Below are 18,425 nucleotides of genomic sequence, written 5' to 3'. Positions count from 1 at the left end.
TAATTCAATTAGCGTAAATCTTGCTTATTTTATTTGAATTATTAAAGGGAACAACCCCTATCATCTCAAGGTCGGCATAATCGGTGAATTTATTATAAATCTCCTCAGCATCCTCAAGATAAAGCGACTTTGTGATACCACGTACCGCGCGAGGAACTGAGTATTTAAACCCGCTAATAGCCGAACCGGAAAGCCCCATGCTTACAAGGGCGCTATAGGTAAAGTTGAACACATTCTTAATATAGGGGGCTTCCCCAGGTCTTTTTTCGACAAACTCAAAATTCTCGCCCAGGTAGGGATGGCTGGATATTTGAGTATCTTCCTCCCCATGGACAGGACTATATTTGTCTCGCCACAGCGCTATGTCATTGGCAATACTTGAAAGCTCTGAGCGTAGTGAAAAATCGTTCACAAACCCAACAGCAACTATCAAGTAGTCAACCTTGAGCCTATCTCCAGATGCAAGGGTGACCTCAACTTGTTCTTTTCCGTCTTCAATGACGAGTTTCACCCCTTCCCAGGCCGCATTGGTACGAACGCTCGCACCTTCTAACCCTGACAATCGATTGTAGGCGTCCTGGGGAGCTGGAATGTTGTACCTGAACATGTGCCGCATATATTTCCACTTCAGGGAATCATCCATATCAGCGTAATGATTAAGGAACCCTGCTTTTGCCATCCAGATCTGAGGATTAATCCGCTGGATATCCTTGCGGCGAATACAAACAGTAGCCTCCAACGCACCAGCCTCAAGCGCGGTCGACGCATTGTCGAATGCAGATGCGCCGGCACCGAGAACAGCGATCTTTTTGCCTACAAGCTTTGAAAAATCAATATGCTCTCCTGAAGAGGCATATCGTTCTTTAGGCAACGCCGATGAGATAAACTTGGGTACATGCCAGGCTCCACTGCCATCAACCCCTGTCGCAACAACCACTCTACGAGCATAAACAATCTCGCGAGCCGATACTTCTCCCTGACCATCGTATCTGTTAAGTTCCAGTCGAAATAATTTGTCATCTGGCATCACGTTGGAGACACCAGTAAGATTTTCGACTGGAATCTTGAGAGTATCGCGGCACCATGTCAGATATTCTTGCCAGTCCCCTTTCGGGATTTTTACGAGTTGCTCCCAAGCCTCTTCGCCGTATTTGGCTGTGTACCACGCTTGAGGTGCCAGACTGGTTAATGTCGCATCGATACCTGGCAAATGTTTTACAGTACGCAAAGTACGCATGCGTGCCGTATTGTTCCATGGGCCTTCCAAGCCTTTGGGCTGCCGATCAAAAACAACGATGTTATCAACCCGTTCCCGCAAGAGACCTGCAGCAACTGCCAACCCGCCTTGGCCTCCCCCGATGATAGCTACGTCGTAGACATGCTTACCGCTAGGGTGTGCCTTAGGCAGAACCCAAGGGTCATGAGGAAAGCGTAAGACGTGGAGATCTGCCTGTACCCTGGACGCCAATTCATCAAGAGCACTGTACTCTGTTGATTTCACACTCATTTTCTTCACCTATCTACTAGATCCGAAATATAGGTCATCTCGTCGCAAACCGCCCAGAGGCCGCTCATATCGCCATTTCGCTAATTGGGCGCGATAAAGTCAGTGTATTCTTCCTTCACCAGAAGCCGCTTCCAATCTTCACCGCTAAAACCAAGCAAAAATGAATAAACTTCTAAAAAAAACCAAACCCTTGGAATTATTTTTCCGACACTTGCAAGAGCGCTAGAAAATATCTCTAGCCACAACCGAAAGCCAGCAATTTTGTCGTTGTTACCTACGTAAAAAGCAATGTATTGCGATAGAAGCGAATTCCAGCGTCATATGCTTCTAACGCAATCTCACGCATTGGATATTTCGTAGACTTTCTCAGCGGCAACGGAGTAACTACGTCATCGCCGAGTGCGATCTTAGCCAGCATTTTTCCGAAGTAAGCGTTTGGCGCAATGCCTCGCCCATTGCACCCGATGGTTGCATAGATACCTGGACGAGGTTCAACAAGATGCGGCAATCTGTCGACGGTTTGGCCAAGCGTGCCCGACCACCGATAGCCCCATTTGAATGTAGGCGCGAATGGGTAGACAAACTTCATTGCGCGGTTTACCCAGTTATCCCCTTCTGAATGAATGGGAAGGAACCCAATAGATCCAACATGAAGACGCCCTACCGGGTCATATCTGAACCACAGCGGTATCTTATGGGTGTCCCACATGGCTATGTAGTGAGGCAAAATTCGCTCTCTCCACTCAAGAGGTAACGGATCTGCAGTGGCGATACCAAAAGCACCAAGGGGCATTATTTCTTCTTTGAAGCCTGGTACCAGATCATTGCTGTATGCGTTGGTTGAGAGAATGACCTTGTCGGCTTTTATGGTCGTATCGCTGGTAGTAGCGATCCATCCACTACCTGAGGGTTCCAGCGAGGTAACCTTAGAGCCCGTGGAAATCCGAAGGCCTCGAGCGACTGCAGCTCGCGCTAACCCGCGCACATAAGCAAGCGGTTGAAGGGTAAATCCACGGTGATCGATTAACGCAGCTTTGTATCGAGTCGAACCGTTCATCTCTTCGAGTTCAGAACCGTAGACCATCTGCACATTCGCGCCCAAGGCTTGCCAATCCGAAGCCTGAGCTTCGAGTTCTCGAGTTTTCTGAGGAGTCGTTGAGCAGCGGATGATAGGTCTTTCGTCAGCAGCACAATCAATACCGTAATCGCGTATCAGCTGACGCACGATATCGGGCGAGCCACCGAGCTCTTTCAAAAATAGAGGGCCATAATCTGGGCCTAACGCACGAAGAATTTGTTCCGGCGAAAGAAACTGTCCAGGGTTAACCTGGCCTGCATTTCGGCCACTTGCACCCGAGCCTATCTCCTGAGCCTCAACCAATATTGTTTTGGCGCCGCGTTCAGCACAGTGAAGCCCAGCTGTCACCCCATTGAAGCCGCCACCAATGATCAAGACATCACAAGATTCTTGTCGCGCCAGGGATACGCTCTCTGGTCTCTCCCCTCCGGTCGCAGACCACATTGAATGGTGGATTTCAGATTCTTGCCCACTAATGAAAGGTCTATCGCCATTAAACATAGTCAATCCTACTTCGCTACGAGCGCTTAATTTATTAACTGTTTTTGATCGCTACACAGGGTTGGTTTTTTTGCTTAACTAAATAGCCATGGTATGCAAAATTTTCCGCTCCAGCGCCGTGACAGCACGGGTGATAGGGAACGCAATCACAAAATAAATGACGGCTGCGGCGGTCAAGAGCTCTACCGGATGGCCCGTTCTATTAGATATATTTTGACTAACGAACATTAAGTCAGCCATACCCACGGCTGAAACGAGAGCGCTTTCCTTAAACAGGCTAGTGCAATTGGATAGCAGTGTAGGCGCCGCCCTGAGGAGCGCTTGTGGTAGAAGAACGTACAAGGTATGAACACGATAAGTCAGCCCGAGAGCAACCCCCGCGTCATGTTGCTCTTTGCTAACGTAGCTGAATGATGCACGAAACGTTTCACTCGTTATCGCAGCCATGTACAACGTCAGCGCGATGATGCCGCACGTCATATTCGAGAGCTCAATACCCAAAATCAGAGGCAAGCAGAAAAATATCCAAAACAACTGAATCAGTACTGGGGTACCGCGAAATAGCGCTACGTACACAGTGCTGACCCCATAAACAATTTTGCTTTTGGAGCTTCTTGCAATCGCCACCAAAAAACCTAAAGCACACCCCAAAACAACGCAGATCGCTGTGAGTTTCAGCGTTAGTAAAAGCCCATAAAACAACGCAGCCTTGTAATCAAAGATCACTGAAAAATCTAGTTCCATGGTCGCGTCCTCATGAATTTTCCGCTTTACGGCGCCGCTCTATATACTCTACGAGCTGAGAGACAGGGAACGAAATCGCGAAATATATAAGAGCAATTACGGTAAACACTTCGATAGGTCGATAAGTGTCGGTCGCCAATATTTTTCCCATGTACATGAGATCTTGCAAGGCGACGATAGCAACCAACGCTGTTTGCTGGAACGCACCAATGCCGTTTGCAACCAATACGGGCAACGCCGAACGGAATGCCTGCGGAAGTACCACATATACGGTGCGTTGAAACGGCGAAAGTCCCAGAGCAACAGTGGCATCATACTGATTGCTTTGAACGCCTTGGATGGCAGCCCTATACGCTTCCGCGTTAAACGCTGCCAAATTGAGTCCAATCGCCAAAATCCCCATCGTCAGTGCGTCTATGTAAACATCGAATATGATGGGTATACAGTAAAAAAACCATACGATCTGAACAATTGCGGGAGTACAGCGGAAAAACTCGATGAATAAGGTAAACGGCCAACGGATAATCGGATTAGGGCTCATCACCAATAGCGCAATAATGAACCCCAGGCTCAATCCGATAATATTCGCGGCCACCGTGAGCTCCAGGGTTACAACTAACCCTTTGAGCAATGGCCAGAGACCGTTCGCAATAAAGAACAAATCAAATTGATAGTTCACGTTCGACTCCTGCCGCCTCGCCAATATGAAAGACTCGCTGTATGAACTCTCTCGTTCGAGCTTCCTTCGGTCTACCGAGTACCTGCTCAGGTGGGCCGTCTTCGACGACCACACCACCAGCACAAAAGATCACCCGTGAGGCGATATTTTTGGCAAAGTGCATATCGTGAGTCACTATTACCATTGGCATGGATTGTTCAGCCAAATGCATAATAACTTGCTCAACCTCGGCAACCAGTTCGGGATCGAGTGCAGAAGTCACTTCATCAAACAACATCAGCTTAGGATCGAGCATCAAGGCCCTAGCGATGGCGACGCGTTGCTTCTGCCCACCAGATAGGTGAGCTGGATAGGCTTTTTCCTTCGCCTCCAGCCCAAACCTCGTCAACAACCCCCGTGCTCGAAGTTCTGCTGATTGTTTTGATTCACCTCTCACCTTAATTGGTGCAAGGGTCAGGTTCTGAAGAATATTCAGATGCGGGAACAACGTATAATGCTGGAAAACCATTCCAATGTTACGGCGAATATCCTTATCAATTACCGTTCTGCCGAACTTGTCGGTTGTAATATAGTTCTTGCCTTGAAACAGCAATTGGCCCTTATCAATATCCTCTAGCCCCATCAACACGCGCAGCAACGTACTTTTCCCACCACCACTCGGCCCAATCACGACGACACGGTCACCGGGGCACATGCTAATATCCAAACCTTGCAACACAGGTTTTATGCCGCCTGCATAACTTTTATGCAGCCCCTTCATTTCGACGAGATAGTTTGCATTTGCCATTAGCTTCTACTCCAAGTTCAGACAGCCTCTAACAACCACTAAGACAAATTACTTGGTCTCGTGCGCGATAGCTTTTTTGATCAGCTCATCCATGTGACCTGATGTAACGGCTTCATTGATATAAAGGTCTAATACTTGAAGGTCAGCATATGAGGTATCACGTCGCAGGCCGAACGAAACACCTTTTTTGTCGATTGCCGGCACCGGCTTAAGGACGACAGCCCAGTCGGTATGTGAAGCAGCAAATAAGTCATTGGCTGCTGCCGTATCGAAAATCACATCAGCGCGTTTAGACATTACAGCCAAACGGATTTCGTCCGGACCAGGCAACCGCATAATCGATGCGTTTTTGATAATGGCCGTCAGTGACTTATCTTGAGCAGTACCCGACGAGACAGCGATGGTCACGCCTGGCTGGTCGATATCCGCAAGGCTTTTCGGCTGGTTTGTCTTGGGGTTTTTTTGGTTGTAGATAAAGGTCGATTCGGTAGCTGATAAGTTTTTTGAGAAGACGATAGACAGAGCACGTTGCGGGGTAGCAGTCAGTGCCGGTGCCAAATCCCATTTTTTGGATTGCAAGCCGGCAATCATGTTGTCCCAACTGGTGTCCACAAATACAGGCTTGACCTTGAGGATCTCCGCAAACTCTTTACACGCATCAACGAAGAAACCTGAATACTCGCCGGTGGCCGGGTCTTTCATGATGTATGGCGGAGCCTCCGCCGTGCCACATCGAATAGCCCCCGATTTCTGGGCAGCAGCCCAAACGCCATCCCCCTCACCCTCGGCGTAGACGCCTGACGATCCGAAAACCACTCCTGCCAGAACCAATGCCGGTAACAGACGCACGCCCATACGTTTGAAAATCATATCGGTATCTCCCAGTGATGCGCCGGCCAAGCGCTGATTCGAGGGGATGGCCCCCTGAGCCTTTTGTTATTTTCAGCGCGCCTGCCCAGGGGCTGGGACGCACCTCTTTTTTTCTTCCTGTTGAAGCACTCTGCTCGATCCGTTTAGCTGATGAAAAAAGACTACCATTTGACAATAGGTAAACTATTGCAAAATTTCCACACCTCTACCTCTTGACATAGAATCACCTTCCAATGTTTTCTGTATCTCTGCAATATTTTTCCGAGGCCCTGTAAATGACCAGTTCTTCAAAGCTGACGGATCGCTCCTCCCGCCTAGATCGTATCGATCGTCGAATATTGGCAGGCCTCCAGCGGGACTCTACTCAGCCCGTGACCGAGCTCGCAGAGCAAGTCGGGCTCTCGATGACGCCATGTTGGCGCAGAATTCAGCGTTTGGAGCAGCAAGGTTTCATCAAAAAACGGGTCGCCATCCTTGACCGAACGACGCTGAACGCAAAAGTGACAGTGTTCATCATGATCAAGACCAGAGAGCATTCCATTGAATGGATAGATCGCTTCTATCAAGCGACGCGCGACATGACAGAAATCGTTGACATCTATCGGATGAGTGGTGAGGTTGATTATTTGATACGCGCTTTTTTGCCGGATATCCAAGCCTATGATGTGCTTTATAAAAAGATCATTGGTCAATTACCCGTAGCCAACATCACGTCGATGTTTGCAATGGAAGAAATAAAATCAACAAGTGAAGTCCCACTTGATTTCATTCCTGACTAAATCGGCCCGATAGCAGCTCTTCGTATCCAGATGAGTTGCTGGGTCTAAGCGCTTAACTATCACGATTGCCGATGGCGGATCTTTGGAAAAAAACCATCCAGAGGGCAATCGAACTATTAATCCAACCTACTGATACCTAAATATTTTCAGATACAATAGCAGGCTGGAGGTCGCATGCTAGACTCGTCAACTCCCGGCCCCGCCATGCAAAACTACCATTCACTAGGTAGGTCTTCAACACTAAATTTAACACTCCGCTATATTAGCTCGTCTGCCAAACGCTCCGCTATGCCCCCCACGTATCGTTCGTGCGCTGTATGACTGCAGACCGAGATGTTTTGACTGTAATGAACGCTACCGTAAGCGCCGCGGATGGCTACGGTTGACGGTGTGCCTGAGATACGGAGCCAGCAGTGCAAACGCTTCTGCCTCAAGATCGCCGGAGCTTAACCATTGAGGGCACTCAATCACTGCGCGATGAGTGAGCGCTTCGACAGTCGTTTCGATGATGAAAGCAAGCATCTGAAGTTGGGACGTGGCCAACTGAGGAAAGTGTTTTGCCAGATGCTCCTGAAGTAAAAACGACAGTTTTTCGCTAAGCTCAATTGCCTGTTCATAAAGCCCAACACGTGGGACCTGCTCTATCAGGACTTTATGCAGCTCAGGCTGCAGTCGATGTGCGTCCAAGCTTGAACGAATGATTGCAAGCAGAAACACATCGAGTGAGGAGTCGCAATGGGTTTGCAGCGCAGACTCAACGACTGCGAGCACTTCACGAAAATGCCCCTCAATGACGCTCGCCACCAACGACTCTTTATTTGGAAAATATTGGTAAAGCGTTCCAATGCTGACGCCTGCGCGTTCGGCAATGGCCCCCGTCGTTGCGCGCTCATAGCCACACCGGACCAAAACCTGAGAGGCAGCCTGCAGAATGGCCTCAACGGTACGCCTGGAACGTTCCTGCACGGGCACCTTTCTCGCGGTGGTACAGGCCGCTCTGCTGTTAGTCGCCATGTCGCCTCCAAACGCGAGTTGTGAACCTGAGGGCTCCCTCATATTGTAAATGAAGCCGGCAATGGCCGCCCTCTTGTCTTTTGATCGCCATAACGTAAGGAGCATTGATGAACATGACATCTACCCTCTCGCCAGGTATCGACGCGACCCGGATCGCACGGCTGTCAGCTGCCATTAATGAAGACATTGAGGCCGATAAGTTCGACGGCGCCGTGGTACTCGTCGCCCACCGTGGCACCGTTGTGCTTCACGAAGCATTCGGATATGCAGACCGGGCCGCTAACAAACCAGCCCGACTCGATTCCGTGTTTATCACCATGTCCATCTTCAAGCAGATGGTAAATGCTGCTGTGCTCCAGCGGATCGATCGAGGTGAAATTGGTTTCACAACGCAGGTGCGAGAGTTGATTCCCGACTACGCGGCCAATGGAAAAGGCGCCACGACCATCGCTGATTTGATGCTGCACAAAGCTGGCCTCCCGTTAGGAGCGCCGGGAATACCGCCCGAGAAAATCGGCGATATCCAAGCGGTGAGCAACGCAGTGAGCGCCATGGTGCCCCAATCGGTTCCGGGCACGAGCATCAGTTATGCGGCGGTGCTCGGACACGCTGTGCTCGCTGAAATAGTACGTCGACTCGATGGCGGGCATCGCTCATTCGGTCAGATTCTCAAAGAAGACCTTATCGAACCTCTAGGAATGACGGACACATCACTGGGCTTCGGACTGCGGGAAGACCAAATCGAACGTGCGGTTCCGGTGGTGGTAAAAAATCATGCTCCAGCGCTATTGGACCCTGCGATGCTGGAGGGCGCAGGGAAGCATGCGGCGGTGCCCGGGTTTGAGATTCCCGCAGGTAGCGCCTACACCACCGCTTATGACTGGTTTCGCTTTGCCGAGGCCTGCCGTCGAGGAGGCGAGATCGACGGGGCCCGCATCCTTAGCCCAGCAATTTTGCGCTTCGCTCGCACGATCGCAACGGCCGATATGACAAACAGCCTTTGGGACTATGCACAGAACATGAGAGGGTGGCCAGCGATCCCGGCAAACCTCGGACCCGGCTTTTACGTCAGGGGAACTGGAATCACTTCACATGCTTTCGGCCAGCTCTCCTCCCCTGCAACCTTCGGAGGCATCGGAACCGGCTCTACCTGTTTCTGGGTGGATCCCGAGCGAGAGCTCACTTATGTGTTTCTTTCAGCTGGGTTGATGGAGGATTCCTACAGCTGGGAAAGACATCAGCGTTACGCGGACCTCGTACAGTCTTCGGTAATTGACTGAACAATCCTCTAACTGGAGCGGATCAATTCGTGCTGAACAATAGGCCCGCCTCGGCGGCCAACAGCACCGATCCCCGTTCAGAATCCGTGCCTGTCGACACGCGTTTGAATAACTCAAACACCTATCGACGAGCCGATTTTCGGTAACAATCAAAGGGTCAATGAACGATGCCCAGCTTGAAGAAGTGGTTTTCCCTGCTCATCTGGCTCTTGCTCTCGAAAGAAGCACTGGCGAAACCGGCGCTCGATGAGCAGAGCATTGTCTCGTATGTAGACAGTCACCATGCGGCACAGATCGACCTGCTTAAAAAACTCGTCAACATCAACAGCGGAACGGACAACGTCGAGGGTGTGGTCGAGGTTGGCAATCTGATCAAGCCAGAGCTTGAAGCGCTTGGCTTCGATACTCGATGGCATGATTTGCCTGCTGAAATGAAGCATGCCGGAAGTCTCGTAGCCGTGCATAACGGTGCAAAATCTGCCAAGCGACTCTTATTGATAGGCCATTTGGATACTGTTTTTCCCAAAGCCAGTGCGTTCCAGACATTCACGTATGTCAATGACGGAAAGAGAGCCAAAGGCCCCGGCGTCATCGACGATAAAGGCGGTATCGTCACGCTGCTGTACGCCCTGCAAGCGTTGAAGCAAAACGGATCGCTGGACACTATGAACATCACTGTGGTCCTTATCGGTGATGAAGAACTCGCGGCAAAGCCGACCAGTGTTTCCAGAGCAGTGCTGATCAGCGAAGCCAAAAAAAGCGACATTGCGCTGGGGTTTGAATTTGCTTTATCGCCCAATCAGTTGATTACCGAACGCAGGGGATTAAGTGAATGGTTTCTGACCAGCACCGGTGTCGACAAACATTCGGCAACCCTCTTCGAGCCTGAAACGGGTTTTGGTGCGATCTATGAATCGGCCCGTGTTCTGGATGAGATGCGATCCAAGCTCTCCAATGAGCAAGGACTGACCTTGAACCCTGGACTCATCGTGGGCGGCTCCACTGCCGTAGAAGATGTCGCCAGCGGACAAGGTACAGCCTCAGGCAGAAAAACGACGGTTGCCAGGGTTGCATCCGTACATGGCGATCTGCGGTTCAGTAATGAAGATCAAAAAAATGCCGCACAAACCCAATTGCAAGAGATCACAGGCCATGCGCTGCCGCAGACCAGCAGCACGCTTAAAATCAACGACATCATGCCGGTCATGGCTGATCGCGAAAGTAATCGAAAGCTTCTGCAAGCTTATAGTCAAGTCAGCGTTGATCTGGAGGGCCCCGTGTTAGTTTCCGCGCCGTCTGCGGAGCGAGGCGGCGCTGATATTTCCTATGTGAACAAGTATGTGACGGCGAGCCTGGACGGCCTCGGAGCTTGGGGAGAAGCGGCCCATAGTGAAAATGAAACCATCGACCTGGATTCCTTGCCCGTGGTCACGAAGCGCGCCGCTATTTTCATGAGTCGGTACGGTAAGTAGCTGTTTCTTTTCAGGCAAATGGGTTTGCACATTGCCGATTCGCCCTAGAACGCAATGTTGCGTTAAACCAGGCAGTCTAAGTTCTCCGGTTTATGGCCCTTGGCGGGCCATAGACAGCGGCCCAGGCGCTGCTTCAAATCCCCTTCATTAGGCGGATTCTATGGATAATCCATCCAGCCAAACCTCATTTATCCGACGCCTACAGACGCCTATGCTTAAACTTCTCATACTCGCACAGGAGAGTTTCCCATGGCAGACCATTCCATCAAAGGCAAGGTAGTACTCATCGCCGGCGGCGCCAAGAACCTTGGCGGCCTCATCGCTCGCGACCTGGCTGCGCAAGGCGCGAGGGCCATCGCCATTCATTACAACAGCGCGTCCTCCAAGGCCGATGCCGATGCAACGGTTTCGACCATCCAGGCCAGCGGTACCCAAGCCGTGGCATTACAGGCTGACCTCACCACTGCGGGCGCCGTCGAGAAGCTGTTTGCCGACGCCATCAGCGCTATAGGCAAGCCGGACATCGCCATAAATACCGTCGGTAAAGTGTTGAAGAAACCCATGGCCGAGATCAGTGAAGCCGAATACGACGAGATGACAGCCGTCAACTCCAAGACCGCGTTCTTCTTCATCAAGGAAGCCGGGAAAAATCTGAACGACAACGGCAAAATCTGCACAGTGGTCACTTCGCTGCTGGGCGCGTTCACGCCGTTCTACGCTGCTTATGCCGGCACCAAGGCACCGGTCGAGCACTACACGCGTGCGGCCTCCAAGGAGTTGGGTGCGCGCGGCATTTCGGTGACCGCGGTCGGCCCCGGCCCGATGGACACGCCGTTTTTCTACCCGGCCGAAGGTGCAGATGCCGTGGCGTACCACAAGACAGCGGCGGCGCTCTCGTCGTCCAGCAAAACCGGGCTCACCGATATCGAGGATGTAGTGCCCTTCATTCGCCACTTGGTAAGCGACGGCTGGTGGGTCACCGGGCAGACCATTCTCATCAACGGCGGCTATACCACCAAGTAAGCCACTTGACCAAGGCCAAACTCTTGCGGCGTGGCATCGCCGATATCACCTATTGAGGCACGATATGTCGATCGAAGGCGGTGCGGGTGATCTGATCAGGATCGTAACCTTGCTGGGTGCGGCAGTGATCGCGGTGCCGTTGTTCAAGCGCCTGGGGCTGGGCTCGGTACTGGGCTATCTGGCGGCGGGCCTGGTGATTGGTCCGTTCGGGTTGGAGCTTTTCAGCGACCCGCAGACCATCTTGCACACCGCCGAACTTGGGGTGGTGATGTTCCTTTTCGTCATCGGCCTGGAAATGCGGCCTTCCCATCTGTGGAACATGCGGCGCGATATCTTCGGCCTGGGCAGTTTGCAGATTCTGGTCTGTGGTCTGTTGCTTAGCGCAGTGGGCCTCGCTTTCGGTTTCTCGCTGGCGGTGTCTTTCGTCAGCGGCATGGGCTTTGTGCTCACCTCCACCGCTATCGTCATGCAACTGTTGGGTGAACGCGGCGACATCGCAGCCCCACGCGGTCAAAAGATAGTGGCTATCTTGCTGTTCGAAGACCTGCTGATCGTACCGCTGCTAGCACTAGTGGCATTCATCGCGCCCATCGACCCATCCGCGCCAGCGGACGGATCTCGCTGGCTCGGCATTGCCGTCGCGGCCGGCGCGCTGGCAGCATTGGTTGCGGCGGGCATTTGGCTACTCAATCCGTTATTTCGAATCCTGGCCAATGCCAAAGCCCGTGAGGTGATGACCGCTGCAGCCCTGCTCGTGGTGTTGGGCGCGGCACTGCTTATGCAACTGGGTGGCCTGTCCATGGCCATGGGTGCCTTTCTGGCTGGCGTTTTGCTTTCCGAGTCGACGTTTCGCCACCAACTGGAGGCCGACATCGAACCCTTCCGCGGTTTGTTGTTGGGTCTGTTCTTCCTCGGCGTGGGCATGTCGCTGGACCTGGCGGCGGTAGGTCGTAACTGGCCCATCGTCATCGCCGGCGTTCTCGCGATGATGGTGAGCAAGGGCGTATGCATCTACGCCGTGGCGCGGCTGGCGAAAAGTTCGCACACTGACGCCCTCGACCGCGCCGTGCTGATGGCCCAGGGCGGCGAGTTCGCTTTTGTGCTCTTCGCCGCCGCGCTGGCCAGTCGCGTAATCGATCCGACGGTCAACGCCAACATGACGGCCATTATCGTGCTCTCCATGGCGCTAACCTCGCTGGTGGTGCTCGCACATCGACGATGGGGGCCGAGGACCGGGGCGTCCATGGAGGGTGCGCAAACCCCGGAATCACTGGCAGGCAGCGTGCTCATCATCGGTTTCGGTCGCTTCGGCCAGATCGCCAGCCAGCATGTGTTGGCGCTGGGAGCGACTATTTCCATCATCGACCATGACCCTCAAGTGGCCAGAGACGCCAGTGACTTCGGTTTCAAGGTGTACTACGGCGACGGCACTCGCCTTGATGTGTTGCATACCGCTGGCGCGCACCATGCTCGCGTCATCCTGGTCTGCGTGGATAACGCACGGGCCGCCACTCAGATCGTCCAACATGCCAAGACGACGTTCCCCCACGCCCGGGTGCTTGCACGCGCTCATGACCGCGAACATGCCATCGAACTGATCAAGGCCGACGTGGATTACCAAGTCCGTGTCACCTTCGAATCGGCCATGGCTTTTGGCTACGAAGCCTCGATGGCGCTCGGAGCAACGCCCGAGGCGTCCGAAATACTCGCCGCGCGGGTACGCCGCACCGACGCTGAACGACTGGCCATCGAAGTATCGGGTGGCATCTATGCAGGCAAATCCCTGATTCAGGGGAATGCGCAACCGAAGGGCTGACACGATGACGAAAACACCCTTCCTCCCCCCCAAAATGCAGCTCGATAGCAGCATACGCGCGGCCGAAGTGGTCCAATTCTGGCGTGACGTCGGCGCGGCGAGATGGTTCGACAAGGACCCAGCCTTTGATCAGCGCTTTCGCGAACGTTTTCTGACGCTGCACCTGACGGCGGCCCGACGAGAGATCGACCACTGGGTAGATGAACCGGAAAGTGCGTTGGCGCTGATGATCCTGCTCGATCAATTCCCGCGAAATGCTTTCCGCGGCACTGCCCACATGTACGCAACCGACCCGCTGGCCCGGCACTTGGCACGCATTGCTCATTCGCAACGACATATGGACGCCGTTGCACCGGAACTGCGTTTGTTCTTCTGTCTGCCCTTCGCGCATTCGGAAGACATCGCCGACCAGAACATCTCCGTAGCACTCAATACCCGACTGGGTCCGAACGCCCGCTCCCACGCCAAGGACCATCGCGAGATCATCCGCCGTTTCGGCCGCTTTCCGCACCGTAATCCATTACTGTTGCGCCAGACCACGACGGCGGAGCAAATCTTCCTGGATCAGGGAGGGTTCGCGGGGTGATCATCCGCCCGCCCCACGGATACCAACTTCGCGACCAGGATTGGCAGCGCCCCGAGGATTGAATGCCCCTATGGATAAACTTGATCAATACCGCGTCTTCGTACAGGTCGCCGAAATGGGCAGTTTCATCAAAGCCGCCCATGCGCTGGAACTGCCTCGCGCCACCGTTTCTGCGGCGATTCAGCAATTGGAGGAGAAGATCGGCGTGCGCCTGTTGAACCGCACCACACGCCAGGTTCATCTGACCGCTGACGGCACTCAACTGATAGAGCGCCTGCGTCCATTACTGGCGGACGCCGAGGACGTCGAGCAATTGTTCCAGAGCAGTCAGCGGCAAGTCGCCGGCCTGCTCAGGATCGACGCGCCCAGTCGCATTGCGCGACGCCTCATCGCGCCGGCGTTACCGGGCCTGTTGCGCCGCTATCCCAAACTGCAATTGACACTCGGTTCCAGCGATCGCGCCATCGACCTCGTGCAGGATGGCGTCGACTGCGCGATACGCGTAGGGACCCTGCAGGACAGCAGTTTGGCGGTGAGACCCATCGGGACTATCGCCCTGATCAACTGCGCCAGCAAAGCCTATCTCCATGAGCACGGCGTGCCGGAGCAGCCAAACGACCTTGCCTGGGGGCACTGGGCGGTTGGCTACGCCTCGCCCACCACAGGTCGGGAATTACCCTGGGAATACTGTCCGGCCGATGGGCAGGCGCAGATGAGCAGCGTGCCCAGCCGGGTCGTCGTCAACAACGCCGAGAGCTACATTGCCTGTTGCCGTGCCAGTCTCGGCCTGATCCAGATACCCCGCTTCGACGTAAAACACTTGCTGGACAGCGGGGAGTTGATCGAGGTCATGCCTGCGTTTCGTGCAGCGCCCATGCCTGTGTCCCTGCTGTACCCGCACAGACGCCAGAGAACGCGTCGACTCGGGGCATTCATCGAGTGGTTCGAGAACTTGATCGGGCCGCATCTGGAACCGTAATACGCGATCGCACACCAGTACCAGATCAGGTGAGCGATAGTATCGGTTGGCTAGAATTCAAAACTATGCCCAAGCTCTCCTTCCATCCATTCAAGGAATCGCCGAACCCGGGGAAAACTTGAGTGCGCCTTGGGGAACACCAGATGATGGGCGGCTACCTGAGAACTCAGCGTCTGCGGCGCGACCTCGATCAGCGAACCGCTGACCAGATACTTCTGCGCCAGTAGCGTGCTTTCGAGGGCAAATCCCAAGCCGTGGCTCGCCGCTTCGAGCGTCATATATGACCGGTCGAAACTCAGCGCATACGGATTTTCCGGACGTGCCAGCCCATGTTGCGCGAACCACTCCGGCCACCGCAGCAGCGTGGCTTCGGATAGAATCAAATCCTCCGTCAGAAGATCGACGGCGCCTTTGATTGGGCGACGCAAGAGCAGCTTTGGCGAGGCCAGGACAGCAAAATTTTCGTTGCGCACCGTACGCACTTCATAGCTTGGCCAGTTAGGCCGGCCATGACGAATGTCGACGTCGATCTTGTCGCGGCTGAAGTGCAGCGATTCGTAGGAACACGATAAATTTATCTGAACGTCCGGGTTGCTCATGCGAAATGCCTCCAGGCGCGGCATGAGCCAGAGCAGTCCGAAACTGGGGGCGGAATGCAGGCGCAGGCAGTCCAGACTCACGTCGCTCGCGGCCCGCTCTGTCGCGGCTTCCAGGCTTTGCAACAGCCCGGAGATGTCCTTCAGATATTGCTCGCCCACCGGCGTCAGAGTCACGCCGCGCGCCGCGCGTACGAATAATTGGCGACCAATCATAACCTCCAGCTTGGCGAGTTGATGACTGATCGCCGACGGGGTGAGATCCAGTACTTCGGCCGCTCTTGCCAGATTGCCAAACCGAGCAGTTTGTTCAAAAGCCTGAATTGCTCTCAGCGGTGGCAGGCTGGATAAGGTGTCGTCATCTCGTCGCATCAGTGCTCCGCCTGTTATTCAGCTGGTTGCCGGGCAATATCATTCAAACATTTGTCCTTTGCGTTGACGAGAGGTGAATTTTATTCACTCAGCAGTGACGTTTGCGTTATTGCTCGACCCGTCTGCCGAGAACACTCTGAACCCATCGATCACTGAATCGAACCATAAAAACAATCAGAGGGACTCGCTATGCTTCTCCAAGGCAAAGTCGCCATCATCACTGGCGCGGCATCCGAACGTGGCATCGGCCGCGCAACTGCCAATACATTCGCCAGACACGGCGCCCGTGTCGTCATCCTGGATCTCGACGAGTCGGCCGCCCGTGACGCTGCCGCTGCTCTCGGCGAAGGTCATCTGGGGCTTGCCGCCAACGTCGCGGACGAGGCTCAAGTCAAAGCCGCGGTTGCCAAGGTCATCGAACAGTACGGGCGCATCGACGTACTCATCAATAATGCCGGCATCACTCAGCCGATCAAGACCCTGGATATCCGCCCTGGCGATTACGACAAGGTTCTGGATGTCAGCCTGCGCGGCACACTCTTGATGTCGCAGGCGGTCATTCCAATCATGCGCACGCAGGCTGCAGGCAGCATCGTCTGTATGTCTTCAGTGTCTGCTCAGCGCGGCGGCGGTATCTTCGGCGGGCCGCACTACAGTGCCGCGAAAGCTGGTGTTCTGGGCTTGGGCAAAGCAATGGCACGGGAGTTCGGCGCGGACAACATCAGGGTGAACTCCATCACGCCTGGTCTGATTCATACCGACATCACCGGCGGCCTGATGCAGGACGAACGTCGCCACGCGATCATCGAAAGTATCCCATTGGGTCGGCTCGGCGCAGCGCAGGACGTGGCCAACGCTGCGTTGTTCCTGGCCAGTGATTTGTCCTCCTATCTCACAGGGATCACCCTGGACGTAAACGGCGGTATGTTGATCCACTGAGTGCAAGTGTCATCAACCGCTGACTGTTAAGTGCTGGATCAAAGATACGCCGGGCTTCGCGCCTGACGGTCTATAAAAATAAGAGATCAGACCATCATGATGACCACCATGACGCTGGACACTGTGTCAACTGTGCGCTCAAGCGCGTACCGCAAAACTGCCTGGCGATTGATGCCTTTCTTGATGCTGTGCTACCTGTGCGCCTATCTGGATAGGGTAAACGTCGGATTCGCAAAGCTTCAGATGATGAACGACCTGTCCCTGAGCGAGACCGTCTACGGACTCGGCGCAGGGATGTTTTTTCTTGGCTATTTCCTTTGCGAAGTGCCGAGCAACCTCATCCTTCACAAGGTCGGAGCGCGCCGCTGGATTGCGCGCATCATGATTTCGTGGGGCATCATTTCCGCACTCTTCGCCTTCGTGGAAACTGCCTGGCAATTCTATGCGTTGCGCTTTCTTCTCGGCATCGCCGAAGCAGGCCTCGCACCAGGGCTGTTGCTTTACCTCACCTATTGGTTCCCCTCCTACCGCCGCGCGAAAATGACCGTGCTGTGGTTCATCGCCATTCCATTGTCGGGGATGATTGGCGGGCCGCTATCAGGTTACATCATGACCAAGTTCGCAGGTCTGCATGGCTGGGCAGGCTGGCAATGGATGTTCGTCATTGAAGCCATTCCGACGGTGATCGTAGGTCTGATGGTGCTCGCTTACCTCAAGGACGGCGTCCATCAAGCGACCTGGCTTACCGAAGATGAAAAGCAGCTGATCAGCAAGGAATTGGCCGAGGATAACAGTCGCAAAGTTACCCACGCATCGGTTGGCGCTTTCTTGCGCGATCGACGCCTATGGATGCTCGCCTGCATTTACTTTTGCGTCGTCATGGGTCAGTACGCAATCACCTTTTGGTTGCCGACGCTTATCCGCAACGCAGGAGTTTCCGACCCGATGCACATCGGTTTACTCACCAGCCTCCCCTACCTGTGCGCCATTGTCGCCATGGTGTTGATGGGCCGTAGCGGTGACAAGCACCGGGAGCGCCGCTGGCACCTCGTAGGGCCAATGGTTGCCGGCGCCATAGGCCTCACGTTGGCGGCGATGTTCGGCGGCAACCTGGTGCTGTCGGTCTTGAGCCTTTGTCTTGCGGCGGCGGGTGTTCTTTCGGCCTCGTCATTGTTCTGGATGCTGCCCACAACACTGCTCGGTGGCGTCTCCGCCGCAGCGGGAATCGCCGGCATCAACAGCTTTGCCAATCTAGCTGGGTTCTGCTCGCCTTACCTGATTGGCTGGATCACCACCGCCACCGGATCGAGCGCGATTGGCATGTACCTGATAACTGGCGTGCTATGCCTCGGCGCCTGTCTGGTGCTGCGCATTCCGGCCGCTTCGGTCAATCGTTGAGTTAA

At 54.1% G+C, this 18,425-nt stretch carries 17 protein-coding genes; 9 read left to right on the top strand and 8 right to left on the bottom strand.

Annotated features, from left to right (window positions below):
- Positions 1 to 4: 4 nt before the first annotated feature.
- The 6 genes from PSH66_RS11450 to PSH66_RS11425 all read right to left on the bottom strand — a co-directional run bounded on the left by PSH66_RS11450 (position 5) and on the right by PSH66_RS11425 (position 6,166).
- Positions 5 to 1,507, bottom strand: a complete 1,503-nt coding sequence (locus tag PSH66_RS11450) for an FAD-dependent oxidoreductase (RefSeq protein WP_305429098.1) — start codon at positions 1,505 to 1,507, stop codon at positions 5 to 7.
- A 274-nt stretch (positions 1,508 to 1,781) separates the two neighbouring features.
- Positions 1,782 to 3,086 carry an FAD-binding oxidoreductase gene (locus tag PSH66_RS11445; protein WP_205489440.1) on the bottom strand — a complete coding sequence of 435 codons (1,305 nt, stop codon included), beginning with the start codon at positions 3,084 to 3,086 and terminating at the stop codon, positions 1,782 to 1,784.
- A 78-nt stretch (positions 3,087 to 3,164) separates the two neighbouring features.
- Entirely contained in the window at positions 3,165 to 3,830 is a 666-nt protein-coding gene (locus tag PSH66_RS11440) for an amino acid ABC transporter permease (protein ID WP_305429096.1), read from the bottom strand.
- 10 nt (positions 3,831 to 3,840) lie between these two features.
- A complete protein-coding gene (locus tag PSH66_RS11435) occupies positions 3,841 to 4,509 on the bottom strand; it encodes an amino acid ABC transporter permease (RefSeq protein WP_205489442.1) in 669 nt (222 codons plus the stop codon).
- Positions 4,493 to 5,296 (bottom strand): amino acid ABC transporter ATP-binding protein, encoded by an 804-nt coding sequence (locus PSH66_RS11430; RefSeq protein WP_305429095.1) that lies wholly within the window; start codon positions 5,294 to 5,296, stop codon positions 4,493 to 4,495. Before PSH66_RS11430 ends, PSH66_RS11435 begins: the two co-directional genes overlap by 17 nt.
- Before the next feature lie 48 nt (positions 5,297 to 5,344).
- On the bottom strand, positions 5,345 to 6,166 hold the full coding sequence (locus PSH66_RS11425) for an ABC transporter substrate-binding protein (RefSeq protein ID WP_205489443.1): 822 nt from the start codon (positions 6,164 to 6,166) through the stop codon (positions 5,345 to 5,347).
- A gap of 275 nt (positions 6,167 to 6,441) precedes the next feature.
- On the opposite strand from PSH66_RS11425, the gene PSH66_RS11420 reads away from it, so the two are divergent.
- Positions 6,442 to 6,945: an Lrp/AsnC family transcriptional regulator gene (locus PSH66_RS11420; protein ID WP_205489444.1), complete on the top strand. Its 504-nt coding sequence runs from the start codon at positions 6,442 to 6,444 to the stop codon at positions 6,943 to 6,945.
- Between the two features lie 354 nt (positions 6,946 to 7,299).
- Here PSH66_RS11420 and PSH66_RS11415 read toward each other — a convergent pair whose 3' ends face one another.
- A complete protein-coding gene (locus tag PSH66_RS11415; RefSeq protein WP_205489445.1) occupies positions 7,300 to 7,959 on the bottom strand; it encodes a TetR/AcrR family transcriptional regulator in 660 nt (219 codons plus the stop codon).
- A gap of 107 nt (positions 7,960 to 8,066) precedes the next feature.
- On the opposite strand from PSH66_RS11415, the gene PSH66_RS11410 reads away from it, so the two are divergent.
- From PSH66_RS11410 to PSH66_RS11385, 6 genes are all read left to right on the top strand, one after another.
- Positions 8,067 to 9,239 (top strand): serine hydrolase, encoded by a 1,173-nt coding sequence (locus tag PSH66_RS11410; protein WP_205489446.1) that lies wholly within the window; start codon positions 8,067 to 8,069, stop codon positions 9,237 to 9,239.
- 167 nt (positions 9,240 to 9,406) lie between these two features.
- A complete protein-coding gene (locus tag PSH66_RS11405) occupies positions 9,407 to 10,711 on the top strand; it encodes a M20 family metallopeptidase (protein ID WP_370694830.1) in 1,305 nt (434 codons plus the stop codon).
- A 249-nt stretch (positions 10,712 to 10,960) separates the two neighbouring features.
- Positions 10,961 to 11,734, top strand: a complete 774-nt coding sequence (locus PSH66_RS11400; RefSeq protein WP_205489448.1) for an SDR family oxidoreductase — start codon at positions 10,961 to 10,963, stop codon at positions 11,732 to 11,734.
- Positions 11,735 to 11,798: 64 nt separating this feature from the next.
- Positions 11,799 to 13,550: a monovalent cation:proton antiporter-2 (CPA2) family protein gene (locus tag PSH66_RS11395; RefSeq protein ID WP_305429092.1), complete on the top strand. Its 1,752-nt coding sequence runs from the start codon at positions 11,799 to 11,801 to the stop codon at positions 13,548 to 13,550.
- A 4-nt stretch (positions 13,551 to 13,554) separates the two neighbouring features.
- A complete protein-coding gene (locus tag PSH66_RS11390; RefSeq protein ID WP_305429091.1) occupies positions 13,555 to 14,136 on the top strand; it encodes a DUF924 family protein in 582 nt (193 codons plus the stop codon).
- Between the two features lie 70 nt (positions 14,137 to 14,206).
- Positions 14,207 to 15,115: a LysR family transcriptional regulator gene (locus tag PSH66_RS11385; protein ID WP_205489450.1), complete on the top strand. Its 909-nt coding sequence runs from the start codon at positions 14,207 to 14,209 to the stop codon at positions 15,113 to 15,115.
- 50 nt (positions 15,116 to 15,165) lie between these two features.
- Here the strand turns inward: PSH66_RS11385 and PSH66_RS11380 are convergent, their stop codons facing one another.
- Positions 15,166 to 16,083, bottom strand: a complete 918-nt coding sequence (locus tag PSH66_RS11380; RefSeq protein WP_205489451.1) for a LysR substrate-binding domain-containing protein — start codon at positions 16,081 to 16,083, stop codon at positions 15,166 to 15,168.
- Positions 16,084 to 16,272: 189 nt separating this feature from the next.
- Here PSH66_RS11380 and PSH66_RS11375 point away from each other — a divergent pair, with 189 nt between their 5' ends.
- Both PSH66_RS11375 and PSH66_RS11370 read left to right on the top strand, forming a co-directional pair.
- Positions 16,273 to 17,022, top strand: coding sequence for an SDR family NAD(P)-dependent oxidoreductase (locus PSH66_RS11375; protein WP_205489452.1), 750 nt, complete (start codon positions 16,273 to 16,275; stop codon positions 17,020 to 17,022).
- 96 nt (positions 17,023 to 17,118) lie between these two features.
- Positions 17,119 to 18,420, top strand: a complete 1,302-nt coding sequence (locus PSH66_RS11370; RefSeq protein WP_205489453.1) for an MFS transporter — start codon at positions 17,119 to 17,121, stop codon at positions 18,418 to 18,420.
- Positions 18,421 to 18,425: the final 5 nt, after the last annotated feature.

Origin of the sequence: Pseudomonas sp. FP597 (assembly GCF_030687435.1) — a bacterium.
Taxonomy (GTDB): Bacteria; Pseudomonadota; Gammaproteobacteria; order Pseudomonadales; family Pseudomonadaceae; genus Aquipseudomonas; species Aquipseudomonas lactucae.
This window is presented reverse-complemented; position numbering and strand designations above follow the sequence as displayed.

Excerpts from the sequence above, each read along its gene's own strand:
- PSH66_RS11410 (WP_205489446.1), top strand. The coding sequence starts at position 8,067 with ATGAACATGACATCTACCCTCTCGCCAGGTATCGACGCGACCCGGATC.
- PSH66_RS11385 (WP_205489450.1), top strand. The coding sequence starts at position 14,207 with ATGGATAAACTTGATCAATACCGCGTCTTCGTACAGGTCGCCGAAATG.
- PSH66_RS11440 (WP_305429096.1), bottom strand. The coding sequence starts at position 3,830 with ATGGAACTAGATTTTTCAGTGATCTTTGATTACAAGGCTGCGTTGTTT.
- PSH66_RS11395 (WP_305429092.1), top strand. The coding sequence starts at position 11,799 with ATGTCGATCGAAGGCGGTGCGGGTGATCTGATCAGGATCGTAACCTTG.
- PSH66_RS11415 (WP_205489445.1), bottom strand. The coding sequence starts at position 7,959 with ATGGCGACTAACAGCAGAGCGGCCTGTACCACCGCGAGAAAGGTGCCC.
- PSH66_RS11400 (WP_205489448.1), top strand. The coding sequence starts at position 10,961 with ATGGCAGACCATTCCATCAAAGGCAAGGTAGTACTCATCGCCGGCGGC.
- PSH66_RS11450 (WP_305429098.1), bottom strand. The coding sequence starts at position 1,507 with ATGAGTGTGAAATCAACAGAGTACAGTGCTCTTGATGAATTGGCGTCC.
- PSH66_RS11370 (WP_205489453.1), top strand. The coding sequence starts at position 17,119 with ATGATGACCACCATGACGCTGGACACTGTGTCAACTGTGCGCTCAAGC.
- PSH66_RS11430 (WP_305429095.1), bottom strand. The coding sequence starts at position 5,296 with ATGGCAAATGCAAACTATCTCGTCGAAATGAAGGGGCTGCATAAAAGT.
- PSH66_RS11390 (WP_305429091.1), top strand. The coding sequence starts at position 13,555 with ATGACGAAAACACCCTTCCTCCCCCCCAAAATGCAGCTCGATAGCAGC.
- PSH66_RS11420 (WP_205489444.1), top strand. The coding sequence starts at position 6,442 with ATGACCAGTTCTTCAAAGCTGACGGATCGCTCCTCCCGCCTAGATCGT.
- PSH66_RS11405 (WP_370694830.1), top strand. The coding sequence starts at position 9,407 with ATGCCCAGCTTGAAGAAGTGGTTTTCCCTGCTCATCTGGCTCTTGCTC.
- PSH66_RS11445 (WP_205489440.1), bottom strand. The coding sequence starts at position 3,086 with ATGTTTAATGGCGATAGACCTTTCATTAGTGGGCAAGAATCTGAAATC.
- PSH66_RS11375 (WP_205489452.1), top strand. The coding sequence starts at position 16,273 with ATGCTTCTCCAAGGCAAAGTCGCCATCATCACTGGCGCGGCATCCGAA.
- PSH66_RS11380 (WP_205489451.1), bottom strand. The coding sequence starts at position 16,083 with ATGCGACGAGATGACGACACCTTATCCAGCCTGCCACCGCTGAGAGCA.
- PSH66_RS11425 (WP_205489443.1), bottom strand. The coding sequence starts at position 6,166 with ATGATTTTCAAACGTATGGGCGTGCGTCTGTTACCGGCATTGGTTCTG.